The sequence below is a fragment of the Xanthomonas bonasiae genome (assembly GCF_014836395.1).
GTDB lineage: Bacteria > Pseudomonadota > Gammaproteobacteria > Xanthomonadales > Xanthomonadaceae > Xanthomonas_A > Xanthomonas_A bonasiae.
In genome coordinates this window covers 91,454-114,497 of sequence record NZ_JACSQX010000002.1, presented here as the reverse complement: position 1 = coordinate 114,497, position 23,044 = coordinate 91,454, and the positions used below count along the sequence as shown (strand labels likewise).

Annotated in this window: 20 protein-coding genes; 15 read left to right on the top strand and 5 right to left on the bottom strand. The window is 68.8% G+C overall.

The window, feature by feature from the left end:
* Positions 1-92: 92 nt before the first annotated feature.
* Both bla and H9658_RS03325 read left to right on the top strand, forming a co-directional pair.
* Positions 93-983 (top strand): class A beta-lactamase, encoded by an 891-nt coding sequence (gene bla / locus H9658_RS03330; protein ID WP_191824345.1) that lies wholly within the window; start codon positions 93-95, stop codon positions 981-983.
* A 254-nt stretch (positions 984-1,237) separates the two neighbouring features.
* A complete protein-coding gene (locus H9658_RS03325; RefSeq protein WP_191824344.1) occupies positions 1,238-2,197 on the top strand; it encodes an alpha/beta hydrolase in 960 nt (319 codons plus the stop codon).
* A gap of 74 nt (positions 2,198-2,271) precedes the next feature.
* Here H9658_RS03325 and H9658_RS03320 read toward each other — a convergent pair whose 3' ends face one another.
* Together H9658_RS03320 and H9658_RS03315 are read right to left on the bottom strand one after the other, a co-directional pair.
* Positions 2,272-4,431: a phosphocholine-specific phospholipase C gene (locus H9658_RS03320; protein ID WP_191824343.1), complete on the bottom strand. Its 2,160-nt coding sequence runs from the start codon at positions 4,429-4,431 to the stop codon at positions 2,272-2,274.
* 85 nt (positions 4,432-4,516) lie between these two features.
* Positions 4,517-6,901: a TonB-dependent receptor gene (locus tag H9658_RS03315; protein ID WP_191824342.1), complete on the bottom strand. Its 2,385-nt coding sequence runs from the start codon at positions 6,899-6,901 to the stop codon at positions 4,517-4,519.
* A 331-nt stretch (positions 6,902-7,232) separates the two neighbouring features.
* Here H9658_RS03315 and H9658_RS03310 point away from each other — a divergent pair, with 331 nt between their 5' ends.
* Positions 7,233-8,483 (top strand): cation:proton antiporter, encoded by a 1,251-nt coding sequence (locus tag H9658_RS03310; protein WP_179566549.1) that lies wholly within the window; start codon positions 7,233-7,235, stop codon positions 8,481-8,483.
* Positions 8,484-8,626: 143 nt separating this feature from the next.
* Positions 8,627-8,956, top strand: a complete 330-nt coding sequence (locus H9658_RS03305; RefSeq protein WP_191824341.1) for an FmdB family zinc ribbon protein — start codon at positions 8,627-8,629, stop codon at positions 8,954-8,956.
* Between the two features lie 101 nt (positions 8,957-9,057).
* Here H9658_RS03305 and H9658_RS03300 read toward each other — a convergent pair whose 3' ends face one another.
* Entirely contained in the window at positions 9,058-10,032 is a 975-nt protein-coding gene (locus H9658_RS03300) for a DUF3011 domain-containing protein (RefSeq protein ID WP_191824340.1), read from the bottom strand.
* A 158-nt stretch (positions 10,033-10,190) separates the two neighbouring features.
* Here H9658_RS03300 and aspS point away from each other — a divergent pair, with 158 nt between their 5' ends.
* Together aspS and H9658_RS03290 are read left to right on the top strand one after the other, a co-directional pair.
* Positions 10,191-11,948 carry an aspartate--tRNA ligase gene (gene aspS / locus H9658_RS03295; protein ID WP_191824339.1) on the top strand — a complete coding sequence of 586 codons (1,758 nt, stop codon included), beginning with the start codon at positions 10,191-10,193 and terminating at the stop codon, positions 11,946-11,948.
* A gap of 3 nt (positions 11,949-11,951) precedes the next feature.
* A complete protein-coding gene (locus H9658_RS03290) occupies positions 11,952-12,470 on the top strand; it encodes a GNAT family N-acetyltransferase (RefSeq protein ID WP_191824338.1) in 519 nt (172 codons plus the stop codon).
* Between the two features lie 308 nt (positions 12,471-12,778).
* Here the strand turns inward: H9658_RS03290 and H9658_RS22845 are convergent, their stop codons facing one another.
* A complete protein-coding gene (locus H9658_RS22845; protein ID WP_318241175.1) occupies positions 12,779-12,904 on the bottom strand; it encodes an RICIN domain-containing protein in 126 nt (41 codons plus the stop codon).
* A gap of 15 nt (positions 12,905-12,919) precedes the next feature.
* On the bottom strand, positions 12,920-14,986 hold the full coding sequence (locus H9658_RS03285) for a ricin-type beta-trefoil lectin domain protein (RefSeq protein ID WP_225209714.1): 2,067 nt from the start codon (positions 14,984-14,986) through the stop codon (positions 12,920-12,922).
* A 438-nt stretch (positions 14,987-15,424) separates the two neighbouring features.
* Here H9658_RS03285 and H9658_RS03280 point away from each other — a divergent pair, with 438 nt between their 5' ends.
* From H9658_RS03280 to tolQ, 9 genes are all read left to right on the top strand, one after another.
* The gene (locus H9658_RS03280) at positions 15,425-15,736 is read left to right on the top strand and encodes an I78 family peptidase inhibitor (protein WP_191824337.1); all 312 of its coding nucleotides are present in this window, start codon (positions 15,425-15,427) and stop codon (positions 15,734-15,736) included.
* Positions 15,708-16,394 (top strand): alpha/beta fold hydrolase, encoded by a 687-nt coding sequence (locus H9658_RS03275; protein WP_191824336.1) that lies wholly within the window; start codon positions 15,708-15,710, stop codon positions 16,392-16,394. The genes H9658_RS03280 and H9658_RS03275 overlap by 29 nt, the downstream gene beginning before the upstream one ends.
* 81 nt (positions 16,395-16,475) lie before the next feature.
* The gene (locus H9658_RS03270) at positions 16,476-17,207 is read left to right on the top strand and encodes a YebC/PmpR family DNA-binding transcriptional regulator (RefSeq protein WP_191824335.1); all 732 of its coding nucleotides are present in this window, start codon (positions 16,476-16,478) and stop codon (positions 17,205-17,207) included.
* A 181-nt stretch (positions 17,208-17,388) separates the two neighbouring features.
* A complete protein-coding gene (ruvC, locus tag H9658_RS03265; RefSeq protein ID WP_179567957.1) occupies positions 17,389-17,901 on the top strand; it encodes a crossover junction endodeoxyribonuclease RuvC in 513 nt (170 codons plus the stop codon).
* Positions 17,902-18,025: 124 nt separating this feature from the next.
* Positions 18,026-18,610, top strand: a complete 585-nt coding sequence (ruvA, locus tag H9658_RS03260) for a Holliday junction branch migration protein RuvA (RefSeq protein WP_179566538.1) — start codon at positions 18,026-18,028, stop codon at positions 18,608-18,610.
* 52 nt (positions 18,611-18,662) lie between these two features.
* On the top strand, positions 18,663-20,582 hold the full coding sequence (locus H9658_RS03255; protein ID WP_179566537.1) for a potassium transporter Kup: 1,920 nt from the start codon (positions 18,663-18,665) through the stop codon (positions 20,580-20,582).
* 138 nt (positions 20,583-20,720) lie between these two features.
* Complete coding sequence (gene ruvB / locus H9658_RS03250) at positions 20,721-21,755, top strand: Holliday junction branch migration DNA helicase RuvB (protein ID WP_179566536.1); 1,035 nt, start codon at positions 20,721-20,723, stop codon at positions 21,753-21,755.
* Between the two features lie 23 nt (positions 21,756-21,778).
* Complete coding sequence (gene ybgC, locus H9658_RS03245) at positions 21,779-22,252, top strand: tol-pal system-associated acyl-CoA thioesterase (protein ID WP_179566535.1); 474 nt, start codon at positions 21,779-21,781, stop codon at positions 22,250-22,252.
* Complete coding sequence (tolQ, locus tag H9658_RS03240; RefSeq protein ID WP_003478956.1) at positions 22,249-23,025, top strand: protein TolQ; 777 nt, start codon at positions 22,249-22,251, stop codon at positions 23,023-23,025. The genes ybgC and tolQ overlap by 4 nt, the downstream gene beginning before the upstream one ends.
* Positions 23,026-23,044 lie beyond the last annotated feature (19 nt).

Below are 23,044 nucleotides of genomic sequence, written 5' to 3'. Positions count from 1 at the left end.
GCCATTAGTTATTTTCATGATTGCGATTGAATAACCTCGCTGGTGGGCCGCGGTCAAGCTGCGCATGATCGGGTCTTCGACGGAGGTGGACGATGCTGGACAGACGACGATTCCTGCAGGGCATGGGGCTGGCGGCGGCCGCGCTGGCGGTGGCGACGGTGGATGCGAAAGTGCCGCCGGGCAACGCGCGGACGCTGGCGCAGCGGCTCGCCGGGATCGAGCGCCGCACGGCCGGGCGGTTGGGCGTGGCGCTGCTCGACGGTAGCGGCAGGATGTTGGGCGGGCAGCGCCTGGACGAACGCTTCCCGATGTGCAGCACCTTCAAATTTGTATTGGCGGCCGCGGTGCTGCAGCGGGTCGATCGCGGCGAACTGAGCCTGGAACAGCGGGTCGACATCCGCGCCGCGGACATGGTGTCGCATGCGCCGGTGACCGAGCGCCATGTCGGCGGCACGCTCAGCGTGGCCGAGCTGTGCCGGGCGACGATGATCTACAGCGACAACCCGGCGGCCAATCTGCTGTTCCCGCTGGTCGGCGACCCGCCGGGGCTGACCCGCTTCCTGCGCAGGCTCGGCGATCCGGTGACCCGCAGCGACCGCCACGAGCCGGAGATGAACCAGTTCGCCGTGGGCGATCCACGCGATACCACCACGCCGGCGGCGACGGCCACGACCATGCGCACGCTGTTGCTCGGCGATGCATTGCAACCGGCCTCGCGCAAGCGCCTGACCGATTGGATGCTCGACAACCGCACCGGCGACGATTGCCTGCGCGCCGGCCTGCCGCGCGATTGGAAGATCGGCGACAAGACCGGCAGCAACGGCACCGACACCCGCAACGACATCGCCATCGTGTGGCCGCCGGGCGGGCGGGCGCCGTTGCTGCTGACCGCCTACCTCAACGGTGCCAAGGTCGACAGCGATGCGCGCGACGCGGCGCTGAAGGCGGTGGCGGTCGCGGTCCGCGAGACGCTCGCGGCTTGAGCGCGAGCGCCACGCGCGGCCGCAGCGGTCATCGCCGTGGCGCGCTTGGCGGCCCAGTGGACGCCGCTGCTGGTTGGCGGCAGCACCCATCCCAGGCGTGGCGCGGCCGCCGCACCTGCATTGCGAATCACCAGATCCGGGCGCCGGCGCATGCGCTGCCGCACCTGCGAGTGGACGCCTCGTGTTTCCGCATAGCGCATGCGTTCCTCCCTCTTGCTTGCTTCTTCCTCTTCGCCATCCACTGGAGCACCACGATGCGCAATCCGTTCCTTTCCAGCGTTGCGGCCGTCGCACTGCTGTTCGCCCATACACAGGCGCAGGCGGAGGCCTGGCAACCAGCGCCTGGCCATGTGCAGGTGCCGATCTGGCCCGGCACGGCTCCCGATGCATTGCCCCATCCGAAACCAGAATCGGTCGGTCCCGGACCAGGCAGGGCCAACGACGTCAGCCGGCCGACGATGACGGTGTATGCGCCGACGGGTCGCAACACCGGTGTGGCGGTAGTGGTGTTTCCCGGCGGCGGCTACCAAATACTGGCGATGGATCTTGAGGGCACCGAGATCTGCGATTGGCTGACATCGCGCGGCATCACCTGCGTACTGCTGAAGTACCGTGTCCCGAATTCGGGGCCGACCTGGGTCAACGGCGCTCGGTACTACCCGAAGGTCCAGACCGCGCTGCAGGACGCGCAGCGCACGCTGGGACTGGTGCGCCTGCATGCGGCGGAGTGGGGGATCGATCCGCACAAGGTCGGGGTGATGGGGTTTTCCGCGGGCGGGCATCTGGTGGCCGCGACCAGCACGCATTTCGCCAGGCGCACGTATCCGGCGGTGGATGCCGCCGACGCGCAGAGTTGCCGCCCGGACTTCGCCATCGCCGTCTATCCGGGCCACCTGTGGGCGCACGAGGACGAGGACGACGCCACGCGCGATCCGACCCGCCTGGATCTGCGCCCTGACATCACCGTCAGCGCGGATACGCCGCCGACCTTCCTGCTGCAGGCCGAGAACGATGAGGTGGATGGAGTGTCGCAGTCGCTGGCTTACTACGTCGCGCTGAAAGAGGCCGGCGTGCCGACGGAAATGCACCTGTACGCGCAAGGTGGCCATGCCTTCGGCCTGCGTGCGGGCAAGCTGCCGGTCGCGCAGTGGCCGCACCTGGTGGAAACCTGGCTGGGGAGCATTGGGGTGCTGGATGCGGCCGGCGCGCGCTGAGCGTTTCCGCGCTTGCCGGCGTGCGGCCGCTGCGCGGGTTCGCGTGCGGTCATCGCGCTAAAAAAACGTGGCGCTCAGCCGATCGGGCCGAGCGCACCGATCACGACCGGGTCCTCCTGATACAACCGCGCCGGCCCGCCCATCGCCGGATCGCTGACGCCGGGTTTGCCGGTTTCCACGCGCCCGGCCAGGCGCTGGCGCGCGCCGTCCTGGACCACCCACAGGTCGTACCAGCCGCCACTGGCCGCCGCGCTCCAGCTGCGCCGCTGTTCGGTGCCGGGCGCCAGCAGCACGCTGTCGCGGGGTTGCGCCTGCGCATAGGCGGCGGGCTGCAGTTCCACGCGCAGCGCGCTGTTGCCCGGGTTGCGCAGCAGCAGGCACAAGGCTCGCGGATCGCGCACGTCCTGGGCGATCTCGGCCTGCAGCGGCGCGGCGTCGAGGTCGCCGCGGTAATGGCGGTGGAAGCCGTTGGGGCCGAGCAGCCACAGGTCGTAGCGGCCGTCGTAGGTGGTCCAGGTGGCGTCCAGCGTGGCGCCTGCGCCCAGCGTGTAGCGCCGCGGAATCGCGGCCAGGTCGTAGCGGTCGTAGACCTGCAGCACCGCGGCTGCGCCGGCATTGCCCATCCGCAGCAGCACTTCGCCGCGTGGGCTCACGTGTTGCAACTGCACCGTCGGGCGATACGGCAACGCGCGCGAGCGGCGCACGCCGAACGGCTGCTGCGGCGCCTGCACGGTGGGCGGCAGCGGCGGCAGCGCATGTTCGTGCAAGGCGGCCGCGCGCGCGGCGGCGGCGCTGACGTCGGGCAGCGCGGCGAAGAACGGGCGCGTATCGGCCTGGCGGAAGTCGAAGGCATCGACCAGGTCGCCGCAGACCGCGCGGCGCCACGGCGTCAGCCCACTCGCGGCGACGCCAAAGCGGCGTTCCAGCAAGCGCAGCACCGAGGTGTGGTCGTAGACCTGCGAATCGATCCAGCCGCCGCGGCTCCACGGCGAGATCACGTACATCGGCACCCGCGGGCCCAGCCCGTAGGGCCGGCCGCGCAGTTCGGGCAGGTCGGCCTTTTCGTCGCCCGGCGCCGGGTGCAGGTGGTATTCGCCGTCGGTGCTCACCGTGGACGCCCCGGCCCAGCCACCGGCCGCTGCCGGGTCGGGCGAGGGCGGCGCCGGCGGCGGCACGTGGTCGAAGAAGCCGTCGTTCTCGTCGAACATCAGCAGCAGCGCGGTGCGCGACCACACCTGCGGATCGGCGGTCAGCGCATCCAGCACGCGCGCGGTGTAGGCCGCGCCCTGCGCGGGGCTGGACGGATCGGGATGCTCGCTGCCGGCGGCGTCGGCGATGATGAAACTCACCGCCGGCAGCCGTGCGCCGAGCACGTCCTCGCGCAGCTGCGCCAGCGTGCGCGTGCCGACTCCGCGTTCGCGCAGTTGCGATTCGTGCCCGGGCGCGCCGCGCCAGGCGGCACGGAACGGGGCGAAGCCGGCCAGCGGGTTGTCGGTGAAGTTGTCGGCCATGTCCTGGTAGATCTGCCAGGACACGCCGGCCTGCTGCAACGCTTCCACGTAGCTGGGCCAGCGGTAGTCGTCGGCATGCCCGCCCAGTTCGGGGAAGTTGTCGTGCGAGTTGGCGATCACCGGCCCGCCGGCGCGCGCGTGCGGATCGTTCTGCCCGGTCCACAGGAACACGCGGTTGGGATTGGTGCCGGCCTGGATCGCGCAGTGGTAGGCGTCGCACAGGGTGAAGGCCTCGGCCAGCGCGAACTGGAACGGCAGGTCGTCGCGTTCGTAGTGGGCCAATGCGTGGTCGTGCTTGGCCGCGGCCCAGCGGCCCATGCGGCCGTGGTCCCAGGCCTGCTGCGCATTGGGCCAGGTGTGCGGGGTGCCCTGCACGCGCATGCCGCGGAAGTCGCGCGCGGTATGCAGCGGAAACGGCGTCAGCAGCCGGCTGCCGTCTTCGCTGGGTTGCAGCCAGACGGTGCGCGGCGCGATGCCGGGCAACGGCGGCGCCGGGATCGGGAAGCGGTCGCCGAAGCCGCGCGCGCCGGCGAAGCTGCCGAAGTAATGGTCGAAGGCGCGGTTCTCCTGCATCAGGATCACCACGTGCTGCAGGTCCTGCAAGGTGCCGCTGCGCACGTCCGGGGCGATCGCGGCGGCGCGGGCGATGCTGGGCGGCAACAGCGCGGCGGCGGCGCCGGCGACGCCGGCCTGGAGCAGGCGGCGGCGGGGAAGATCGGTCATGGCGCGGGCACCGGCAGGACGGGACGAAAAGGGCTCGCCGGCGGCGCCAGGCCGCCGGCGAGGACGCAGCATGCGGGCTGCGCGATTACAGATCCAGCGTCAGGGTCAGGCCGACCGTGCGCGGTGCGGCGATGAACGCGCTGTCGCTGCCGTCCACGCCTTCCAGGTAGCGCTTGTCGGTGAGGTTGCTGACGTTGAGGTCCAGCTTCACGCCCTGCAGCTGCGCCGACAGCTGCGACAGGCTCAGGCCCAGGTGCGCGCCGAAGGTGGTGACGCCGTCCAGGCTGTTGCTGTTGGACGCATCCAGGTAGCGCTTGCCGAGGTAGCGCCCGGAGATGCCGAACGACCAGGCCTGGCCCTGCCAGTCGGCCGAGGCCACCAGGGTGTTGCGCGGCTGCCCGATCACCTGCGAGCCGGGGGTGATCTCCAGTGCGGTGTCGCGCGCGGCGTCGCCGCTGCCCAGGTAGGTCGCCTTGTTGAAGGTGTAGGCGCCGTTGACCCGCCAGCCGTTGTCCCAGCCATAGCCCAGCGCCGCTTCCACGCCGCGCGCATGCACGCCGCCGAAGTTCTCGTAGACGCCGTCGGTCTCGCCGAGATAGTCGATGCCGCTGACGAAGTTCGCCGGCACGTAGACGATGCGGTTGTCGAAGCGGATGTCGTACACGGTGACGCTGCCGGTCAGCGGCCAGCGGCTCATGCGCAGGCCCAGCTCGATGTTGTCGGCGGTCTCCGGCTTGACCCGGCTCAGCGCCACCGGGTCGGTCTCGCCGAGCACGCCGGAGGGAATCGCGGCGAAGTTCTGCGAATAGCCGGCGAAGGCTTCCAGGCCCTTCACCGGGGTGGTCCAGGTCAGGCCGGCGGAGAACAGCGGATCGGAATGCGAGTCCGACTCGACGTGTTCGCTGTCGCCGATGCGGCGGTCGCGGGTCTGGTCGACGAAGAACTGCTTGACGCCCACGCGCCAGGCGAAGTTGCCGTAGCGCATCACGTCTTCCACGTAGTACATGCGCTCGTCGGTGTCGTAGTGGTCCTTGAACTGCACCCAGTACGGCACGTGGTCGAAGGCGATGTTGGTGCCGACGTTGAGCAAGCGGTGCCAGTCGCGGGTGACGCTGCGCTGGTATTTTTCCAGCCACACGCCGGCGCGCACGGTGTTGTCGATCGCGCCCAGGTCGGCGCGCCATTCGGCATCGGCGGTGAAGCCGGCGCGGTCGTTGTCGTAATGGCTGTGGCGGTAGGACTGCACCGCCTGCGAGCCGACCGGGTAGCAGGCCGGATCGGACTCGGCCGGCACCGTCGCGCTGCCGCTGCAGCCGGCCAGCATCGTCGCCGCCGCGCCGGTGGGGGTGACGAAGTAGATCTTGCCCAGGTCGCTGCCGCCGTACACGGTGTGTCCGCCGGTGTATTCGGATTCGGGCTTGCCGCTGCCGTCGTCGGTCACGTCCACCAGGTACGGCGGGATCCAGTCGCCGCGGCCTTCCATGCGATGCGCGTAGCCGGCGAGCGTGGCCTTGAAGCCGTTGCCGCCGTCGAACGCACCGCGCAGGTAGCCGAAGGTGTTCTTGCGCAGCGCGCGCGAGCCGGAACGGTAGTTCTGGTCCAGATAGGGAATGCCGGTGAGGGTGCCGGTCAGCAGGTCGTGCTCGGGATCGCGCGCGAACTGCTCGGGGGTGACGCTGCTGTACTCGGATTCGTCGGCGTCGTCGTAGGACAGGTAGCCGCTGAGCTTCCACGCGCCCAAGTCGCTGTCGAACTTGCCGGCGAGATGATCGCGGGTGGTGTGGCCACTGCCGTCGATCCAGTCGGTGTTGCTGCTGTGCGAGGCGCTGAGCCAGGCCTTGCTGGTGCCGATCAGGCCGGTGTCGTAGCGCGCGTAGTACTTGCGCGCCTCGTTGTCGCCGATGCCCACGGCCATGCGCACGCGCTGTGCGTCGAGCGGTTCGCCGGTCAGGTAGTTGAGCGTGCCGCCCAGCGCTTCGTTGGAGCGCGAGGCGATGTCGGCGGTGCCCTGGCTGACTTCGACCGTCTCCAGGTCGAGCGTGTCGATGAAGCGGTTGGCCTTGGAGCCGCCGCCATAGGCCGAGCCGCCGTTGGGCAGGCCGTCGATGGTGGTGCCGATCTGCTGCGTATCGCGGTTGCTGACGAAGCCGCGCATGCTGATCTGCGTGCCCCAGTCGGAGGAGCCGAACGCATCGGCCTCGGTCACGATCACCCCGGGCAATTCGTTGAGCACGTCGTTGACGCTGCCCATCGCGAACTGGCGGTCCAGCATCTCCTTGCTGACGCTGGTCTTGGCGTAGGTGGTGGCTTGGCCGACGACCTGCACCTGGTCCAGGGTGGAGACCTGCGCGTCGGCATCGGCGGCAGGAGCGCCGGCGTCGCTGGCCGCCTGGGCGTGGGCGACCATCGCCGACAGCAGCAGGGCGAGGGTCGTGCGCCGCGGAGCACGGAAATTTTTCGGAAAATTCATCAAGGGTGAATGCTTGTGTGGGGGCTGCGATGGTGTCGACACATGGTTGCGTGTGTGTGACTGCCTGTTTGCGTTACGTGCCGCCGTGCGCGCGCATCCGCGACACGGCATGCGCAGGGCGCGTGCCAGCGGCGAGGCAGGCGGACACGCATCGCCGCGGCCGCGCTGGAGCCGGTGCCTCGCGTGTCAGGCCGCCCGCCTGCATACAGATAGGGAACAGGCAACCGCTGCAGGCGCCGGTGCGGCGTGACGACACCCGTGCACGCCACGCGGCATCATTGGCGCCGCCGCCGTCGCCGCCGGTGGCCCCCCACGATGGACACGCTGCCCGATGAGCCACGAACTGATCTACCTGCTGCTGATCTTCGCCCTGCTGGTGATCCCGCGCGCGCTGCAGCGCTTCAAGCTGCCGGCGCCGCTGACCTGCCTGCTGTTCGGCATCGTCGCGATGCTGGCGATGGGCGAGCGGGCGCACGATGCGGTGATCGCGCTGCTGGCCACGCTCGGCATCTCCTCGCTGTTCCTGTTCGCCGGCCTGGAGGTGGACCTGAAGGCGCTGCGCCGCGGGTTGTGGCCGCTGCTGCTGCACCTGCTGGTGCGCGGCGGCACCTTGTTCGGAGTCGGCTGGCTGGCCTGGCGCTACGCCGCGCTGCCGTGGCAGGCGGCCGGGTTGCTGGCACTGGCGCTGCTCACCCCGTCCACCGGCTTCATCATCGATTCGCTGGGCCGGCTCGGGCTCAGCGAGGAAGAGCGCTTCTGGGTCACCAGCAAGGCCATCGCCGGCGAATTGCTGGCGCTGGCGGCGTTGTTCGTGATCCTGCAGGCCGGCGATCCCTGGCGGATGGGCCTGTCCAGCCTGGCGTTGCTGGCGATGCTGGTCGGCCTGCCGCTGCTGTTCGTGGCGCTGGGACGCTGGGTGGCGCCGCAGGCGCCCGGGTCGGAGTTCTCGCTGCTGGTGATGGTCGGGCTGATCGCCGCCTACATCACCTATTCGCTGGGCGTGTACTACCTGGTCGGCGCGTTCATCGCCGGGCTGGTCGCGCGCCTGCTGCGCCAGCGCATGCCGCTGCTGGCCTCCGACGAGAACCTGCACGCGGTGCGGCTGTTCGCTTCGTTCTTCGTGCCGTTCTACTTCTTCAACGCCGGCACCAAGGTGCCGAGCGGGGCGCTGAGCCTGCAGGCGCTGGGGCTGGGCCTGGCGCTGACCGCGTGCGTGCTGCCGTTGCGCATCGGCATCGTCTGGCTGCAGCGGCGGCTGCTGTTCGGCGAGGATGCGCGCAGCAGCCTGCGGGTGTCGCTGGCGCTGGCGCCGACCCTGATCTTCACCCTGGTGCTGGCCGCGATCCTGCGCGAGCGCTTCGCCATCGCCGATGCGCTGTTCGGTGCGCTGCTGCTGTACGCGGCGCTGAGCACGTTGCTGCCGTCGCTGCTGTTCCGCATGCCGTTCGACGTGGACCCGGTTGAGGCCGCGCCGTTGCCGGCGGCACCGGCCCAGGGCCTGCTCGAGGCGCCTGCTGCGCAAGATCCGGCACCGCTGCCGGTCGATCCGCCGCGGCCGGCGCTGCCGCAGGCGGCCGTTTGAGCGGCGCGCGGTTCCCGAGCCCGCGCAGCGACGCTGCGGCCCGCGGGGAAATCCAGGACAGGGCGCCACGCGCCGGTATCGCTTGAAAGCCGGCGCCCGGGCCCCATACTGGCTGCCTCTGTTCCTTTCGCGTTTTTGCCGCCATGCCGATCTATGCCTTCCAATGTGCCGAGTGCGGTCACAGCTTCGACCGCCTGCAGAAACTGTCCGATCCCGATCCGGACGCCTGTCCGTCGTGCGGCGCGCCCGCGGTCAAGCGCCAGCTGACCGCACCGTCGTTCCGCCTGTCCGGTAGCGGCTGGTACGAGACCGACTTCAAGAAGGAGGGCGACAAGAAGCGCAACCTGGCCGAGTCCGGCAGCGGCAGCACCGGCGAGGCCAAGCCGGCCGCCGCGTCCAGCGACAGCGCGGCCAAACCTGCCGCAACCCCCGCGGCCACGCCGGCGCCTGCCGCCAAGCCCGCCGCGACCTGAGCGCGGCGTCCCGGAGCGGGGCGGGGCGGGGCGGGGCGTCCCGAAAAATGCGAACGGCCCGGAGTCGCCTCCGGGCCGTTCGCGTTCCTGCCTGGGAGGCTTCAGCGGGCGCCGAAGCGTGCCCGGCAGCCTTCCTTGACCCACACCGCATTGCCCTCGTAGCCCCAGTTGCGGCCTTCGACGCAGGTGGTGCCGGAAAGCTGCTGGATCACTGCCGGGCGGCCCTGGCGGCGGTCCCAGGCGCAGCTGCGCAGGCGCTTGTCGTCGCTGCTGCAGGTCACCGAGTAATCGCCGCCGGACGGCGGGCGGCCCGGACCCCAGCCGCCACCGCCGCCGCCGCCGCCCCGGCCTTCGGCGAACTCGCCGCGGCAGCCATCGTCCACCCACACCGCGCCGTCGCGCTGACCCCAGCTGCGGCCCTCGATGCAGCGGGTGTCGGACAGCTGCCGGACCAGCACCGCATTGCGCCAGCCGGTGGTGCAGACGCGCTGGCGCTGGTCCTGGCTCTCGCAGCGGATGGTGCCGCCCGGGCCGGGACCTGGGCCAGGACCCGGCCCGGGGCCGTCGCCGTCGCCCCAGCCACCGCGGCCTTCGGCGAAGCGGCCGCGGCAGCCGCGGTCCACCCACACCACGCCGGGGCCCGATCCCCAGGTCTGGCCCTCGATGCACGGCGAATCCGACAGCGCGCCGACCAGCCGCGCGCGGCCGCGGAACGGCGTCGCGCACTGGCGGCGCTTGCGGTCGTTGCTGGAGCAGGCGATGGTCTGGGCATTGAAGCCAGGCTGCGGCCGCCACTGGCCGCTGCTGCCGCGCAGCGAGGTGGAGATGTCCTGCTGGATGCGGCCGAAGCCCCAGCCGCGGTCGATCTGGTCCAGGTAGAACTCCAACTGGTCGTCGGGGATCTGCCGGCCGTGGCTCTGGTCGGCGTATTCGCGCTCGATCACCCGCACCCGGCTCGGCACCGACAGCTGCCGCAGGTCCTCCGGCGCATAGGCGCGCGCGCTTTGCGCGGCCACCGGCCCGCTGGCCAAGGCCAGGCCGACCACCAACAACCAACCGCTCAGCTGCTTCAACATGGGTCCCCTCCGATGCCCGTGACTGTGGGCGGACTATAGCCTCACGGAAACTTAAGGCCAGGTGAGTTGCGGCGGGATTTGCCCGGGCCGGCGCCGCGCCGCAGAATATCCGGCTTGCCGGCGCGTTCTGCGCCGGCGGCCCCACCTTGGAGTTTGCGATGCGTACCCACTTCTGCGGCCTGGTCGACGAGACCCTGATCGGCCAAACCGTCACCCTGGCCGGCTGGACCGATGTCGCCCGCAATCTCGGCGGGGTCTGCTTCATCGATCTGCGCGACCACGAGGGCATCGTCCAGGTGACGGTGGAGCCGGAGAACGCGGAGGTGTTCGCGGTCGCCGCCTCGCTGGGCTACGAGGACGTGCTGCAGGTGGAAGGCGCGGTGCGCGCACGGCATGCGGTCAACGACAAGCTGCGCAGCGGCAAGGTCGAGGTGATCGCCACCCGCATCACCATCCTCAACAAGGCCGCGCCGCTGCCGTTCCATGCGCACGAGAACCCGGGCGAAGAAACCCGCCTGAAGTACCGCTACCTGGATCTGCGCCGCCCGGAGATGCAGCGCATGCAGCGCACCCGCATCAAGCTGGTGCAGGGGCTGCGCCGCTACCTGGACGAGCGCGGCTTCCAGGACATCGAAACCCCGATCCTGACCAAGGCCACCCCGGAAGGCGCGCGCGACTTCCTGGTGCCGGCGCGCATGCATCCGGGCGAGTTCTACGCGCTGCCGCAGTCGCCGCAGCTGTTCAAGCAGATCCTGATGGTGGCCGGCTTCGACCGCTACTACCAGATCGCGCGCTGCTTCCGCGACGAGGCGCTGCGCGCCGACCGCCAGCTCGAGTTCACCCAGCTGGACATGGAGTTCGCGTTCGTGCGCGAGCGCGACGTGCAGGATGCGGTGGAGCAGATGATCCGCCACATCTTCAAGGAAGTGGTGGACGTGGAACTGGCCGCCGAATTCCCGCGCATGACCTGGGCCGAGGCGATGCGCCGTTTCGGCTCGGACAAGCCGGACCTGCGCATCGGCCTGGAACTGGTCGACGTGGCCGAGCTGGTCAAGTCCAGCGAGTTCCCGGTGTTCACCGCGGCCGCCGCCGATGCCAACGGTCGCGTCGCCGCGCTGCGCATTCCCGGCGGCGCCACGCTGTCGCGCAAGCAGATCGACGACTACGCCGCGCATGCCGCCAAGTACGGCGCCAAGGGCCTGGCCTACATCAAGTTGTCGGAGACCGGCGAAATCAGCTCGCCGATCGCCAAGTTCTTTTCCGAAGAGGCCTTCGCCGCATTGGTCAAGCACGTCGGCGCCGGCAACGGCGACATCGTGTTCTTCGGCGCCGGCGGCTACAACAAGGTCTCCGACTTCATGGGCGCGCTGCGGCTGAAGGCCGGCAAGGACTTCGGCCTGGTCGCCGAGGGCTGGGCGCCGCTGTGGGTCACCGACTTCCCGATGTTCGAATGGGACGAGGAAGCGCAGCGCTACGTCGCCCTGCATCACCCCTTCACCGCGCCGGCGGTGGACGACATCGCCGAACTGCGCACGCATGCCAGGACCGCGGTGTCGCGCGGCTACGACATGGTGCTCAACGGCAACGAAATCGGCGGCGGCTCGATCCGCATCCATCGCCCGGAGATGCAGAGCGCGGTGTTCGAACTGCTCGGCATCGGCGCCGAGGAAGCGCGCGCCAAGTTCGGTTTCCTGCTCGACGCGCTGAACTACGGCGCGCCGCCGCATGGCGGCATCGCGTTCGGCATCGACCGCATCGCCGCGCTGATGGCCGGCACCGAGTCGATCCGCGACGTGATCCCGTTCCCCAAGACCACCGGCGCGCAGGACCTGATGACCGACGCGCCGTCGCCGATCGCCGACGCGCAGCTGGCCGAAGTGCATGTGCAGGTGCGCGCCAAGCCGGTGCAGGGCTGAACGATGGCATTGGCGATCCGCCAGGCCACCGAGGACGACGCCGCCACGCTGGCGGCGCTGGCCGCGGCCACCTTCACGGAGACCTTCGGTCACCTGTACTCGCCGGAAGACCTGCACGGGTTTCTCGACGAGCACTACACCGCGGCGCGGCAGCGCACGATCCTGCAGCATCCGGAGTACGCGATCTGGCTGCTGGAGGACGACGGCGTGGCGGTGGGCCATGCCGCGGCCGGCCCGTGCGGCCTGCCCCACGCCGAGGTGCAGACTGGCGACGGCGAACTGAAGCGGCTGTACCTGCTGCGCTCGCACCAGAACAGCGGCTGGGGCAGCCGCCTGTTCGAAACCGCGCTGGCCTGGCTGGAACGCCAAGGCCCGCGCACGCTATGGATCGGCGTGTGGTCGGAAAACTTCGGCGCGCAGCGCTTCTACGCGCGCTACGGCTTCGAGAAGGTCGGCACCTACGAATTCCCGGTCGGGCAGACCCGCGATTTGGAGTTCATTCTGCGCCGCGTGGCGCGCTAACTGGCCAAGGGGGCGCCAGCAAGGCGGTGGAGTGCTGTGTCGCCTGCATGCCGCCGATGGCGAACACCGGTCGGGCTGCTGGAACGGCTACGGTTCAGCAATGCTGCGCTGCGGATCGTGCCGCCGCAACGATGGTCAAGGCCATCGCTGCGCCCTCATCATTGCGAGCCGTTTGCCGACCCTGTCCCCGCAGAGTGTGCGCCACGCTGCTTTGAGCCTTCCCACACTTTGTTCCCTGTTGGATGCCTGGGTGAAAAGCAGCGATTTGCTGTGAAGCAGGGGGCAGATACCCACATCTCTGCTGCCCGTTAATTGGACTGTATTTCCCACGTCTGGTTGGGATTGCCAAGGCAGTCCCACATTTGTACGCGCGCGCCATTGGCGGTACCGCCGGCAGAGTCATCAAGGCATCGGTTGTTCAAATCGCTGCGGATCTGTCCACGGATACGCTAGGTTTGCGCCTGACTTCCGTTGCAGGTCGCCATGACGATCGGTCTGCCGTTTGTGCCATAGCCGCCGCTGGCTTCAAGGCAGTTTCCGCCATAGCCGATGAGCGAGCCATTCGGACCAAGCGTCCATTTCTGGTTCTTGGTTCCTGAGCAGTCCCATAGCTGCACGGGGGCGCCGCTATAGATGCTGTAGTTGGCGACGTCCAGGCACCTGCCAGTGGAGACCTGAATCGCGCCGCTTGCAGGATCAAATTTCCATACTTGATTGGCGCCGCCTACGTTGTCCCAAGTCTGCAAGCGCGCGCCGTTGCCCGTGCCCCAGCTAATCACGTCAAGTACCTTGCCGCCGCTGGCAATAATCGAAGATGTACTGAAGCTCCAGCGTTGATTGGGGGAGTTGAGGGACTGATAAAGCTGGATCTTCGCTCCAACGTTAGCATTCACTCCTTCGATATCCAGGACCTTGTCGGTGCCGAAACTGCGCAGCGATCGACCTTGACTCTGCCATTGCCACTTTTGCTGCCGCAAACCGTTGCATCCCCAAACCTGGATTCGGGCGGTGTTGTCGGTTCTACCGTCCGCCACGTCCAGGCACTTGCCGGAAGGGCCGACGATCTGTCCCGGCGAACTGGAGTCGTCGAACGGCACGGTAGTTGCACGAAATTGAACGATGTTAGGTATGGTTATTAGGAACGCCATCGCGTTGTCGGCCTGTGCGACCACGCCGCAGGCCTGTCCATAGCATCCCTGGATCAGCGGAGACGAGTAGATATTGACCTCGCGCTGACCGTTGATGGCGTAGGCCATCACCGTGTGGAAGCTGCCGACGTCGCTGCGATGCCCATAGTTGTATCCGGTTTCCTGGCCGGTTTCGCGTTGGTGATTCGATCCGAGCAGGTGTCCGAACTCGTGTCCCAGGGTCGTCGGGGGGCAGTAGTAGTTGCCATCGACGCCATCGGAAACGATCGCGTACGCGTAGCGGGAATCGGTGCCTCCGTTGACCCAGGCGATGCCGCAATTGTTCTGGCTGGCGCTGTTGAAGCGGCGGACCAGGCCCACCAGGTCGGCGCCGTAGTTCTCGCGTATCTGGCGAATTGGGCGGAATGCGTCGTTGGACGCCTGGATCCAGGTCAGTTCGTCCAGCGCCTGCCCATTGTCGTTGTTGTTGGTGTAGCCCACTTCGATGATGCCGACCAGGCGGTAGCGCGCCTGCACGTTTGCATTGGCGAAGGCCTGGTTGGCGACCTCGACGAGATTGGTCAGCACCGATTCTATGGCCGACTCGCCGCCTCGGTACGCTTTGTAGTCCGGCGTGTAGCCCAGCACGACGTCGATCGTGTTGGTCGAGGTGGTGCCGGCGGCGGCATTCACCTGCGCCAGGGTCGCATAGTTGGCAATGGCGCCGGTCCCGGCCGCCAGCGGCGTCGCGTCGGCAGTCGGCAGCATATGCCGTGCGTCGCCGCGCCTGCTGGGTGTCGCCGATTGCAGTTCGACTTCGGATGCAGCCATGACATAGGGCTGCCCATCGATGGTGGAAATCCGGTAGGTCTTGCCGCCGCTGCTGCCGAGCGAGCCGAACACCGCGTTCTTGCCGAAGGTGATGACCGACTCCTCGCCGACCTGGGAACCCGGCAGGCGACCTACCCAGGTCCAGTTGCCGTTCTTGCCTTCGGTGTGACGGACATAGTCCATCCGCAGGCGGGTGCCGTCCGGCGCGACGATCGTCATCGCGCCCTCCATCGTGGCCCTCAATGCATACCGCTCGCTGACGCGTGCCGGATAGAGCGTGAAAGGGCCTTCCTTGGTCGGCGCTGCCTGGTCGACATAGGAAACCAGCGTGCCGTTGTCCGGCGCGTCGAACGATGCAGCGGTGCCTGCGGCGGGCTGCGCGGGCGCGCCATTGGCTGCGCCGCGGGCACCCGCGGTTTTGACGGGAGCTTGGTCGTGTGCGACTTGGCCAGCGTTCGATGCGGCATGAGACGTTCCGCTCTTCGAGACGCAACCTCCAAGCCACACGCCTGCCGCCACGGCGAGGCAGGAAGCCAGAATGATGCCCTTGTGGTACATGCAGCGATTCTCCTTGCTGGTTGCGCAGGCCTGCGTTCGATTCCCGTTTCGCTATCGTCCGCCGCTTGGCTTGCCCTGGACGGGATCCGGATGGAGCACTCGCTGGCGCGTAAGCGGATGCGGGGATGTGAATTTTTGAGCGTCTGCATTCGAATCCTGCGAGCAGCCCGCCAAGTGGCGATTGCTTCCAATGGGAGACGACGCAGATGTGTTTGCGCCATTGCTGCGCGGGTGGGCGCAGCAATGGCCTGCTCTTCGCTAACGACCGGGGGTGAGCTTTCTTGACGCCGGTGGCGCCGGAATTTCACTCTGGTGTTTCGAATTGTGACGTTTTACCGTGTGCATGCCGCGCCTGGCCACTTGCGCCTGGATGTGCAGCGCGTGGTCGGCGCTGGTCGGCGCTGCATGCGGCAGACCTTGTCATGAAAGGAGAACGCCATGTCGCGACCACTGAAATGCGCCGCCGCCTTGCTGCCGCTGCTGGCCGCGTGTGCGCCCTCGACCTCGCTGCAAACGGCCGGTGGCGGGCCGGCGGCGCAGGGCGATGGCCGCTGCCAGGCCGAGCCGGTGGCGTGGGCGGTCGGCCAGGCCGCAACCGAGGCGACCATGGCGCGGGTCCGCCGGGAGAGCGGCGCTGGCCAGCTGCGGCCGATCACCCCCGGCCAGGCGACGACCCGCGACCTGCGCCCGGACCGGGTCAACGTGTTCGTGGATGCGTCCAATGCCATCGTCCGCATCACCTGTGGCTGAGGTCGCGCGCACGGTTGCCGCGGGCGGCGTGGTCGACCCCTTGCCGCAGGTCCTGTTGCTGCACGGGATCTGGAACGGCCGTGTCTGGCTCGGGCCGCTGGCCTGGCGGCTGCGCCGCGAGGGCTTCCGCGTCGCCACCTTCGGCTATTCGACCGCGTTCGGCGGCGCCGAGGCGGCGCTGCCGCGGTTGCGGCAGCGGATCCAGCGCCTGGCGCAGCAGGGGCCGGTGGCGCTGGTCGGGCACAGCCTGGGCGGGCTGATCGCGCTGCAGGCCTTGCGCCAGGCGCCACAGCTGCCGGTGACCCGGGTGGTGTGCCTGGGCGCCCCGCTGGCCGGCAGCGCGGTGGCGCAGACGCTGCTGCGACGCGGTCTCGGCGTCGCCCTCGGGCGCAGCGCAGCCCTGTTGCAGCGGGGTCTTGGGCAGTGGGACGGCTCCGCCGCGGTCGGCATGGTGGCCGGCAGCGTCGCGTTGGGAGTGGGCAATCGCATCGCCGCGCTGGGGCCGGACTCGGATGGCACCGTGGCCCTGGCCGAGACCCGCGTGCCGGGCCTGCGCGACCATTGCCTGGTGCGCGCCAGCCACAGCGGCCTGCTGTTCTCGCCAGTGGCCGCGCGCCAGGCCGCGGCGTTCCTGCGGCATGGCCGCTTCGCCGCCTGAGCGGTTGCGCCGCGGATGCGGGCGCGGCGGCGCAATCGAGTAAAATCCGCCGCTTGTCCTTACTGATGTCCGGAACGCCCCATGGGTAGAGGCCCCTCGATCGAAGCCCGCAAGAACGCATCCGATGCGAAGCGCGGCAAGATTTTCACCAAGATCATCCGCGAGATCGGTGTCGCCGCGCGCGCCGGCGGCGGCGACCCGTCCAACAACCCGCGCCTGCGCGTGGCGATGGACAAGGGCCTGGCCTCGAACATGTCCAAGGACGTGATCGAGCGCGCGATCAAGAAAGCCACCGGCGAGCTGGAAGGGGTGGAGTACGAGGAGATCCGCTACGAGGGCTACGCGCCGGGCGGGGTCGCGGTGATCGTCGACTGCCTGACCGACAACCGCGTGCGCACCGTGGCCGACGTGCGCCACGCCTTCAGCAAGTGCGGCGGCAACCTGGGCACTGAAGGCTCGGTGGCGTTCATGTTCAAGCGCCTGGGCGTGCTCAGCTTCGCTGCCGGTGCCGACGAGGAAAAGATCACCGAGGCGGCGATCGAGGCCGGCGCCGACGACATCGTGGTCTATCCGGAGGACGGCGCGATCGACGTGCTGACCTCGGCGGACGCGTTCCACGCGGTCAAGGACGCGATGCAGGCGGCCGGCCTGACTGCCGACCATGCCGAGATCAGCTTCCGCGCCGACAACGACATCGCGGTGGAAGGCGATACCGCGCTGCAGGTGCGCAAGCTGCTGGACATGCTGGAAGACCTGGACGATGTGCAGGCGGTCTATTCCAATGCCGACCAGTCCGCGTTGAGTGGCGGCTGATATGGCGACGGCCGGGACTCGGGACGGTGCCGGGACTCGGGACGCGGGACGCGGGACTCGGAACGGCGCGTCGACGGGGCCCGATGCATCGCCGTCGCCCGGGGTCGTACCCGTTCGAACCAGTCGCGTAGCCAGCCCTTCGAGTCCCGAGTCCCGGGTCCCGAGTCCCGCCAAGGTCCGCATCCTCGGCATCGACCCGGGCTCGCAGCGCACCGGCGTGGGCATCATCGACGTCGACGGCAGCGGCCGCACCATCCATGTCCACCATGCGCCGCTGCTGCTGCTCGGCGAGGGCGACTTCTCGCAGCGGCTGAAGCGCCTGCTGCACGGGCTGGGCGCGCTGATCGAGGAGTACCAGCCGCAGGAAGTGGCGATCGAGCGGGTGTTCATGGGCAAGAGCGCCGACGCGGCGCTGAAGCTCGGCCACGCGCGCGGCGCGGCGATCTGCGCGGTGGTCTTGCGCGACCTGCCGGTGCACGAATACGCGGCCAAGGAGATCAAGCTGGCCATCGTCGGCAAAGGTGCGGCCGAGAAGCAGCAGGTGCAACATATGGTCGGTCTGATGCTGAGTCTGACCGGAAAACTGCAGGCCGACGCCGCCGACGCGCTGGCGGTGGCCATCACCCATGCCCACGTGCGCGCCACCGCGCAGCGCCTGGGCGTCAGTACGCAACAGGCTTGGAGCAGAAAATGAGTGGAGCCGGGATTCGGGATTCGGGATTGGGGATTCGCAAGAGCGAGGTGCCTGCGCCTGCGCGCGGCTGTGCCCAATCCCCAATCCCCAATCCCCAATCCCGGCACCTCGAACGAGGCGCCCAATGATCGGCCGTCTGCGCGGCATCCTCGCCTACAAGCAGCCGCCGTGGCTGGTGATCGACGTGGGCGGGGTCGGCTACGAGCTGGAGGCGCCGATGAGCACCTTCTACGACCTGCCCGACGTCGGTCGCGACGTGATCCTGTTCACCCACTACGCGCAGAAGGAGGACAGCGTGTCGCTGTACGGCTTCCTGCGCGAAGGCGAGCGGCGGCTGTTCCGCGACGTGCAGCGGGTCACCGGGATCGGCGCCAAGATCGCGCTGGCGGTGCTGTCCGGGGTCAGCGTGGACGAGTTCGCGCGCATGGTCACCAGCGCCGACGTCACCGCGCTGACCCGCATCCCCGGCATCGGCAAGAAGACCGCCGAGCGCATGGTGGTGGAGCTGCGCGACCGTGCCGCGGACTTTAGCGGCGGCGCGCCGGTCACCGGCCAGCTCGGTACCGATGCGGTGTCCGAGGCCACGGTGGCGCTGCAACAGCTCGGCTACAAGCCGGCCGAGGCGGCGAAGATGGCGCGCGACGCCGCCGCCGACGGCGACGAGGTCGCCAGCGTCATCCGCAAGGCCCTGCAGGCCGCGTTGCGCTGACCGCGCGCCGTACCTCCTTCTTCACGCCTCGCGGCGCTAACCTGATCCCTCAATGTCCACCACTCCCGCTCCGTCTCCCGGCTCCGGCCATTCGGCCGACGCCTCGCATGGCAAGGCCGGCTTCGCGCTGATCATCGGCGCCATCGGCGTGGTGTTCGGCGACATCGGCACCAGCCCGCTGTACACGCTCAAGGAAGCGTTCTCGCCGCACTACGGCCTGAGCAGCGACCACGACACCGTGCTCGGCGTGCTGTCGCTGGCGTTCTGGTCGCTGATGATCGTGGTCACGCTGAAGTACGTCACCATCATCATGCGCGCCGACAACGAGGGCGAGGGCGGCATCATGGCGCTGATGGCGCTGACCCAGCGCACCATGCGCAAGGGTTCGCGCTCGGCCTACGTGGTCGGCATCCTCGGCATCTTCGGCGCCTCGCTGTTCTTCGGCGACGGGGTGATCACCCCGGCGATCTCGGTGCTGGGCGCGGTCGAAGGCCTGGAGGTGGCCGCGCCGGGGCTGCACGCGTTCATCGTGCCGATCACCGTGGTGGTGCTGGTGATCCTGTTCCTGGGCCAGCGCTTCGGCACCGAGAAGGTCGGCAAGGTGTTCGGCCCGATCACCTGCCTGTGGTTCCTGTCGCTGGCGGCGATCGGCATCTGGAACATCGTCGACGCGCCGGAAGTGCTGAAGGCGTTCAACCCGTGGTGGGCGATCCGCTTCTTCCTCGACCACGGCTGGCACGGGGTCTGGATCCTCGGCGCGGTGGTGCTGGCGGTGACCGGCGGCGAGGCGCTGTACGCGGACATGGGCCATTTCGGCGCGCGCCCGATCCGTCACGCCTGGTACTTCTTCGTGCTGCCGTGCCTGGTGCTGAACTACCTGGGGCAGGGCGCGCTGGTGCTCAAGCATCCGTCGGCGCTGAAGAACCCGTTCTTCGAGGCGGTGCCCGGCTGGGCGCTGTACCCGATGATCGTGCTGGCCACGCTGGCGGCGGTGATCGCCTCGCAGGCGGTGATCACCGGCGCGTTCTCGATCGCGCGCCAGGCGATGCAGCTGGGCTACATCCCGCGCATGCTGATCAAGCACACCTCGCACGACACCATCGGCCAGATCTACATCCCCGGCATCAACTGGCTGCTGATGGTGATGGTGATCGCGCTGGTGCTGATCTTCCGCAGTTCCACCAATCTGGCGGTGGCCTACGGCATCTCGGTGTCGGCGACGATGCTGATCGACACCCTGCTGCTGGCGCTGGTGGCGCGCGCGCTGTGGCCGCGCTGGCGCAACTGGGTGCTGCCGCTGTGCGTGGTGTTCTTCGTCATCGACGCCGCGTTCCTGATCGCCAACGGCGCCAAGCTGCTGCAGGGCGCCTGGTTCCCGGTGGCGCTGGGCATCGTGATGTTCACCATGATGCGCACCTGGCGCCGCGGCCGCGAGCTGCTGCGCGAGGAAATTCGCAAGGACGGCATCCAGATCGACAGCTTCCTGCCCGGGCTGATGCTGGCGCCGCCGGTACGCGTGCCCGGTACCGCGGTGTTCCTGACCGCCGACGCGACCGTGGTGCCGCATGCGCTGATGCACAACCTCAAGCACAACAAGGTGCTGCACGAGCGCAACGTGTTCCTGACCGTGGAGACCCTGCCGGTGCCGTATGCCTCGGCCAAGCAGCGGCTGAAGATGGACGCCATCGGCGACGAGTTCTACCGGGTGATCGTGCGTTTCGGCTTCATGGAGACCCCCGACGTGCCGCTGGCGCTGATGCGCTCCTGCGACCAGGGCGGCATCTACTTCGACCCGATGGACACCACCTATTTCGCCAGCCGCGAGACCATCGTCGCCAGCGCCAACCGCGGCATGCCGATCTGGCGCGACAAGCTGTTCGCGGTCATGCACCGCAACGCCGCCCCGGCCACCGGCTTCTTCCGCATCCCCGGCAACCGGCTGGTGGAGCTGGGGGCGCAGGTGGAGATCTGAGGCCGCCTGCGGCGGCCGGGATTGGGGATTGGGGATTCGGGATTCGGGATTGGTCAAGGCCATAGCGCCGAAGCCATCCTGCAGTCGATACTATTGCGCTACCAATCCCGAATCTCGATTCCCCAATCCCGGCTCTAAATGGACCGCATCATCGCCAGCAGCGCCACCCGCGAGGACGACGCGGTCGAGGCCAGCATCCGTCCCAAGCGGCTGGCCGACTACCTCGGCCAGCAGCCGGTGCGCGAGCAGCTGTCGATCTATATCGAGGCGGCCAAGGCGCGCGGCGAGGCGATGGACCATGTGCTGATCTTCGGGCCGCCGGGCCTGGGCAAGACCACGCTCAGCCATGTCATCGCCAACGAGTTGGGGGTCAACCTGCGTACGACTTCCGGCCCGGTGATCGAGAAGGCCGGCGACCTGGCGGCGCTGCTGACCAACCTGCAGCCGCACGACGTGCTGTTCGTGGACGAGATCCACCGCCTGTCGCCGGTGGTCGAGGAAGTGCTGTATCCGGCGATGGAAGACTTCCAGATCGACATCATGATCGGCGAGGGCCCGGCCGCGCGCTCGATCAAGATCGACCTGCCGCCGTTCACCCTGATCGGCGCCACCACCCGTGCCGGCCTGCTGACCGCGCCGCTGCGCGACCGCTTCGGCATCGTGCAGCGCCTGGCGTTCTATACCCCGGAAGAACTGGGCAAGATCGTGCGCCGTTCCGCCGCCATCCTCGGCATCGCCTGCGACGCCGACGGCTGCGCGGAGATCGCGCGGCGCGCGCGCGGCACCCCGCGCATCGCCAACCGGCTGCTGCGGCGGGTTCGCGATTTCGCCCAGGTCCGCGCCGGCGGGCTGATCGACCTGCAGGTCGCGCAGGCGGCGATGCAGATGCTCGGGGTCGACCCGGAAGGCTTCGACGACCTGGATCGGCGCCTGCTGCGCACCATCATCGACTACTTCGACGGCGGCCCGGTCGGGGTCGAGTCGCTGGCCGCCTCGCTGTCGGAAGAGCGCGGCACCCTGGAAGACGTGATCGAGCCCTACCTGATCCAGCAGGGCTACCTGATCCGCACCGCGCGTGGGCGCATGGCGACCAACAAGGCCTATCTGCACTTGGGCTTGCCGCCCAAGCGGGATTCGGGATTCGGGATTGGGGATTCGGGAGGGCTGTTTTGACTGCTAGCCGCCAGGACACGCCTTTGCCCGGCGAATCCCCAATCCCCAATCCCGAATCCCGGCAGCTATTCAGTTGGCCGACACGCATCTACTGGGAAGATACCGACGCCGGTGGCGTGGTCTACCATGCACGCTACGTCGCCTTTCTGGAGCGGGCGCGCACGGAGTGGCTGCGCGCGCTGGGCTATGGACAGGAACGCCTGCGCCTGCAGCACGATCTGGTGTTCGCGGTGCGCGCGATGCAGCTCGACTTCCTGCGCCCGGCCCACCTGGACGATGCGTTGCAGGTCGGCGTCGCGCTGACGCAGTGCAGGCGCGCCAGCCTGCTGTTCGCGCAGTCGATCCATCGCGACGGCGAGCTGCTGTTGCGCGCGCAGGTGAAGGTGGCGGCGCTGGGCGCCGGCAGTTTCCGCCCGCGCGGCATGGACGACGCGTTGTACGACATTTTGAAAGCTCTCGAAATCACTGAAGCAGCATTACTGAGGAACGACGGATGATCGCATTGCTCCTGGCCCTGCAGGACACGGTGGCGGAGGCGCTACCGCAGGACGTGACCCAGACCGCCGCGCAGGCCGTCGCCAGCACCGCCGCCCATGGCGGCATCAACTACCTGGATCTGCTGATCAAGGCCAGCCTGCCGGTCAAGGTGATCGTGCTGCTGCTGCTGCTCGGCTCGCTGATCAGCTGGGTGATCATTTTCCGCAAGGCGCGGGTGTTCAAGCAGGCCAACCGCGACGCGGACGACTTCGAGAACCGCTTCTGGTCCGGCACCGACCTGACCAAGCTCTACGCCGGCGCGGCCGACCGCAATCGCGTGGTCGGCGGGCTGGAGGCGATCTTCGAGGCCGGCTTCCGTGAGTTCACCCGCCTGCGCGACAAGCGCAAGCTCGACGCGCGCATCCAGCTGGAAGGCGCGCAGCGGGCGATGCGCGCGACCTATGCGCGCGAAGTGGACCGCCTGGAGCGCAACCTGGAGCTGCTCGCCAACATCGGTTCCACCGCGCCCTACGTCGGCCTGGTCGGCACCGTGTTCGGCATCATGGTGACCATGCACGACATGCTCAACAGCGGCCAGCAGGCGGGCATCGCCGCGGTCGCGCCGGGCATTTCCGAGGCCCTGTTCGCGACCGCCATCGGCCTGTTCGTGGCGATCCCGGCGGTGTGGGCGTACAACCGCTTTACCACCCGGGTCGAGCGGATGGCGGTGCGCTTCGAGACCTTCTCCGAAGAGTTCAGCTCCATCCTGCAGCGCCAGGCCAGCGGCGACTGAGCGCCGCCGCGCGCTCCGC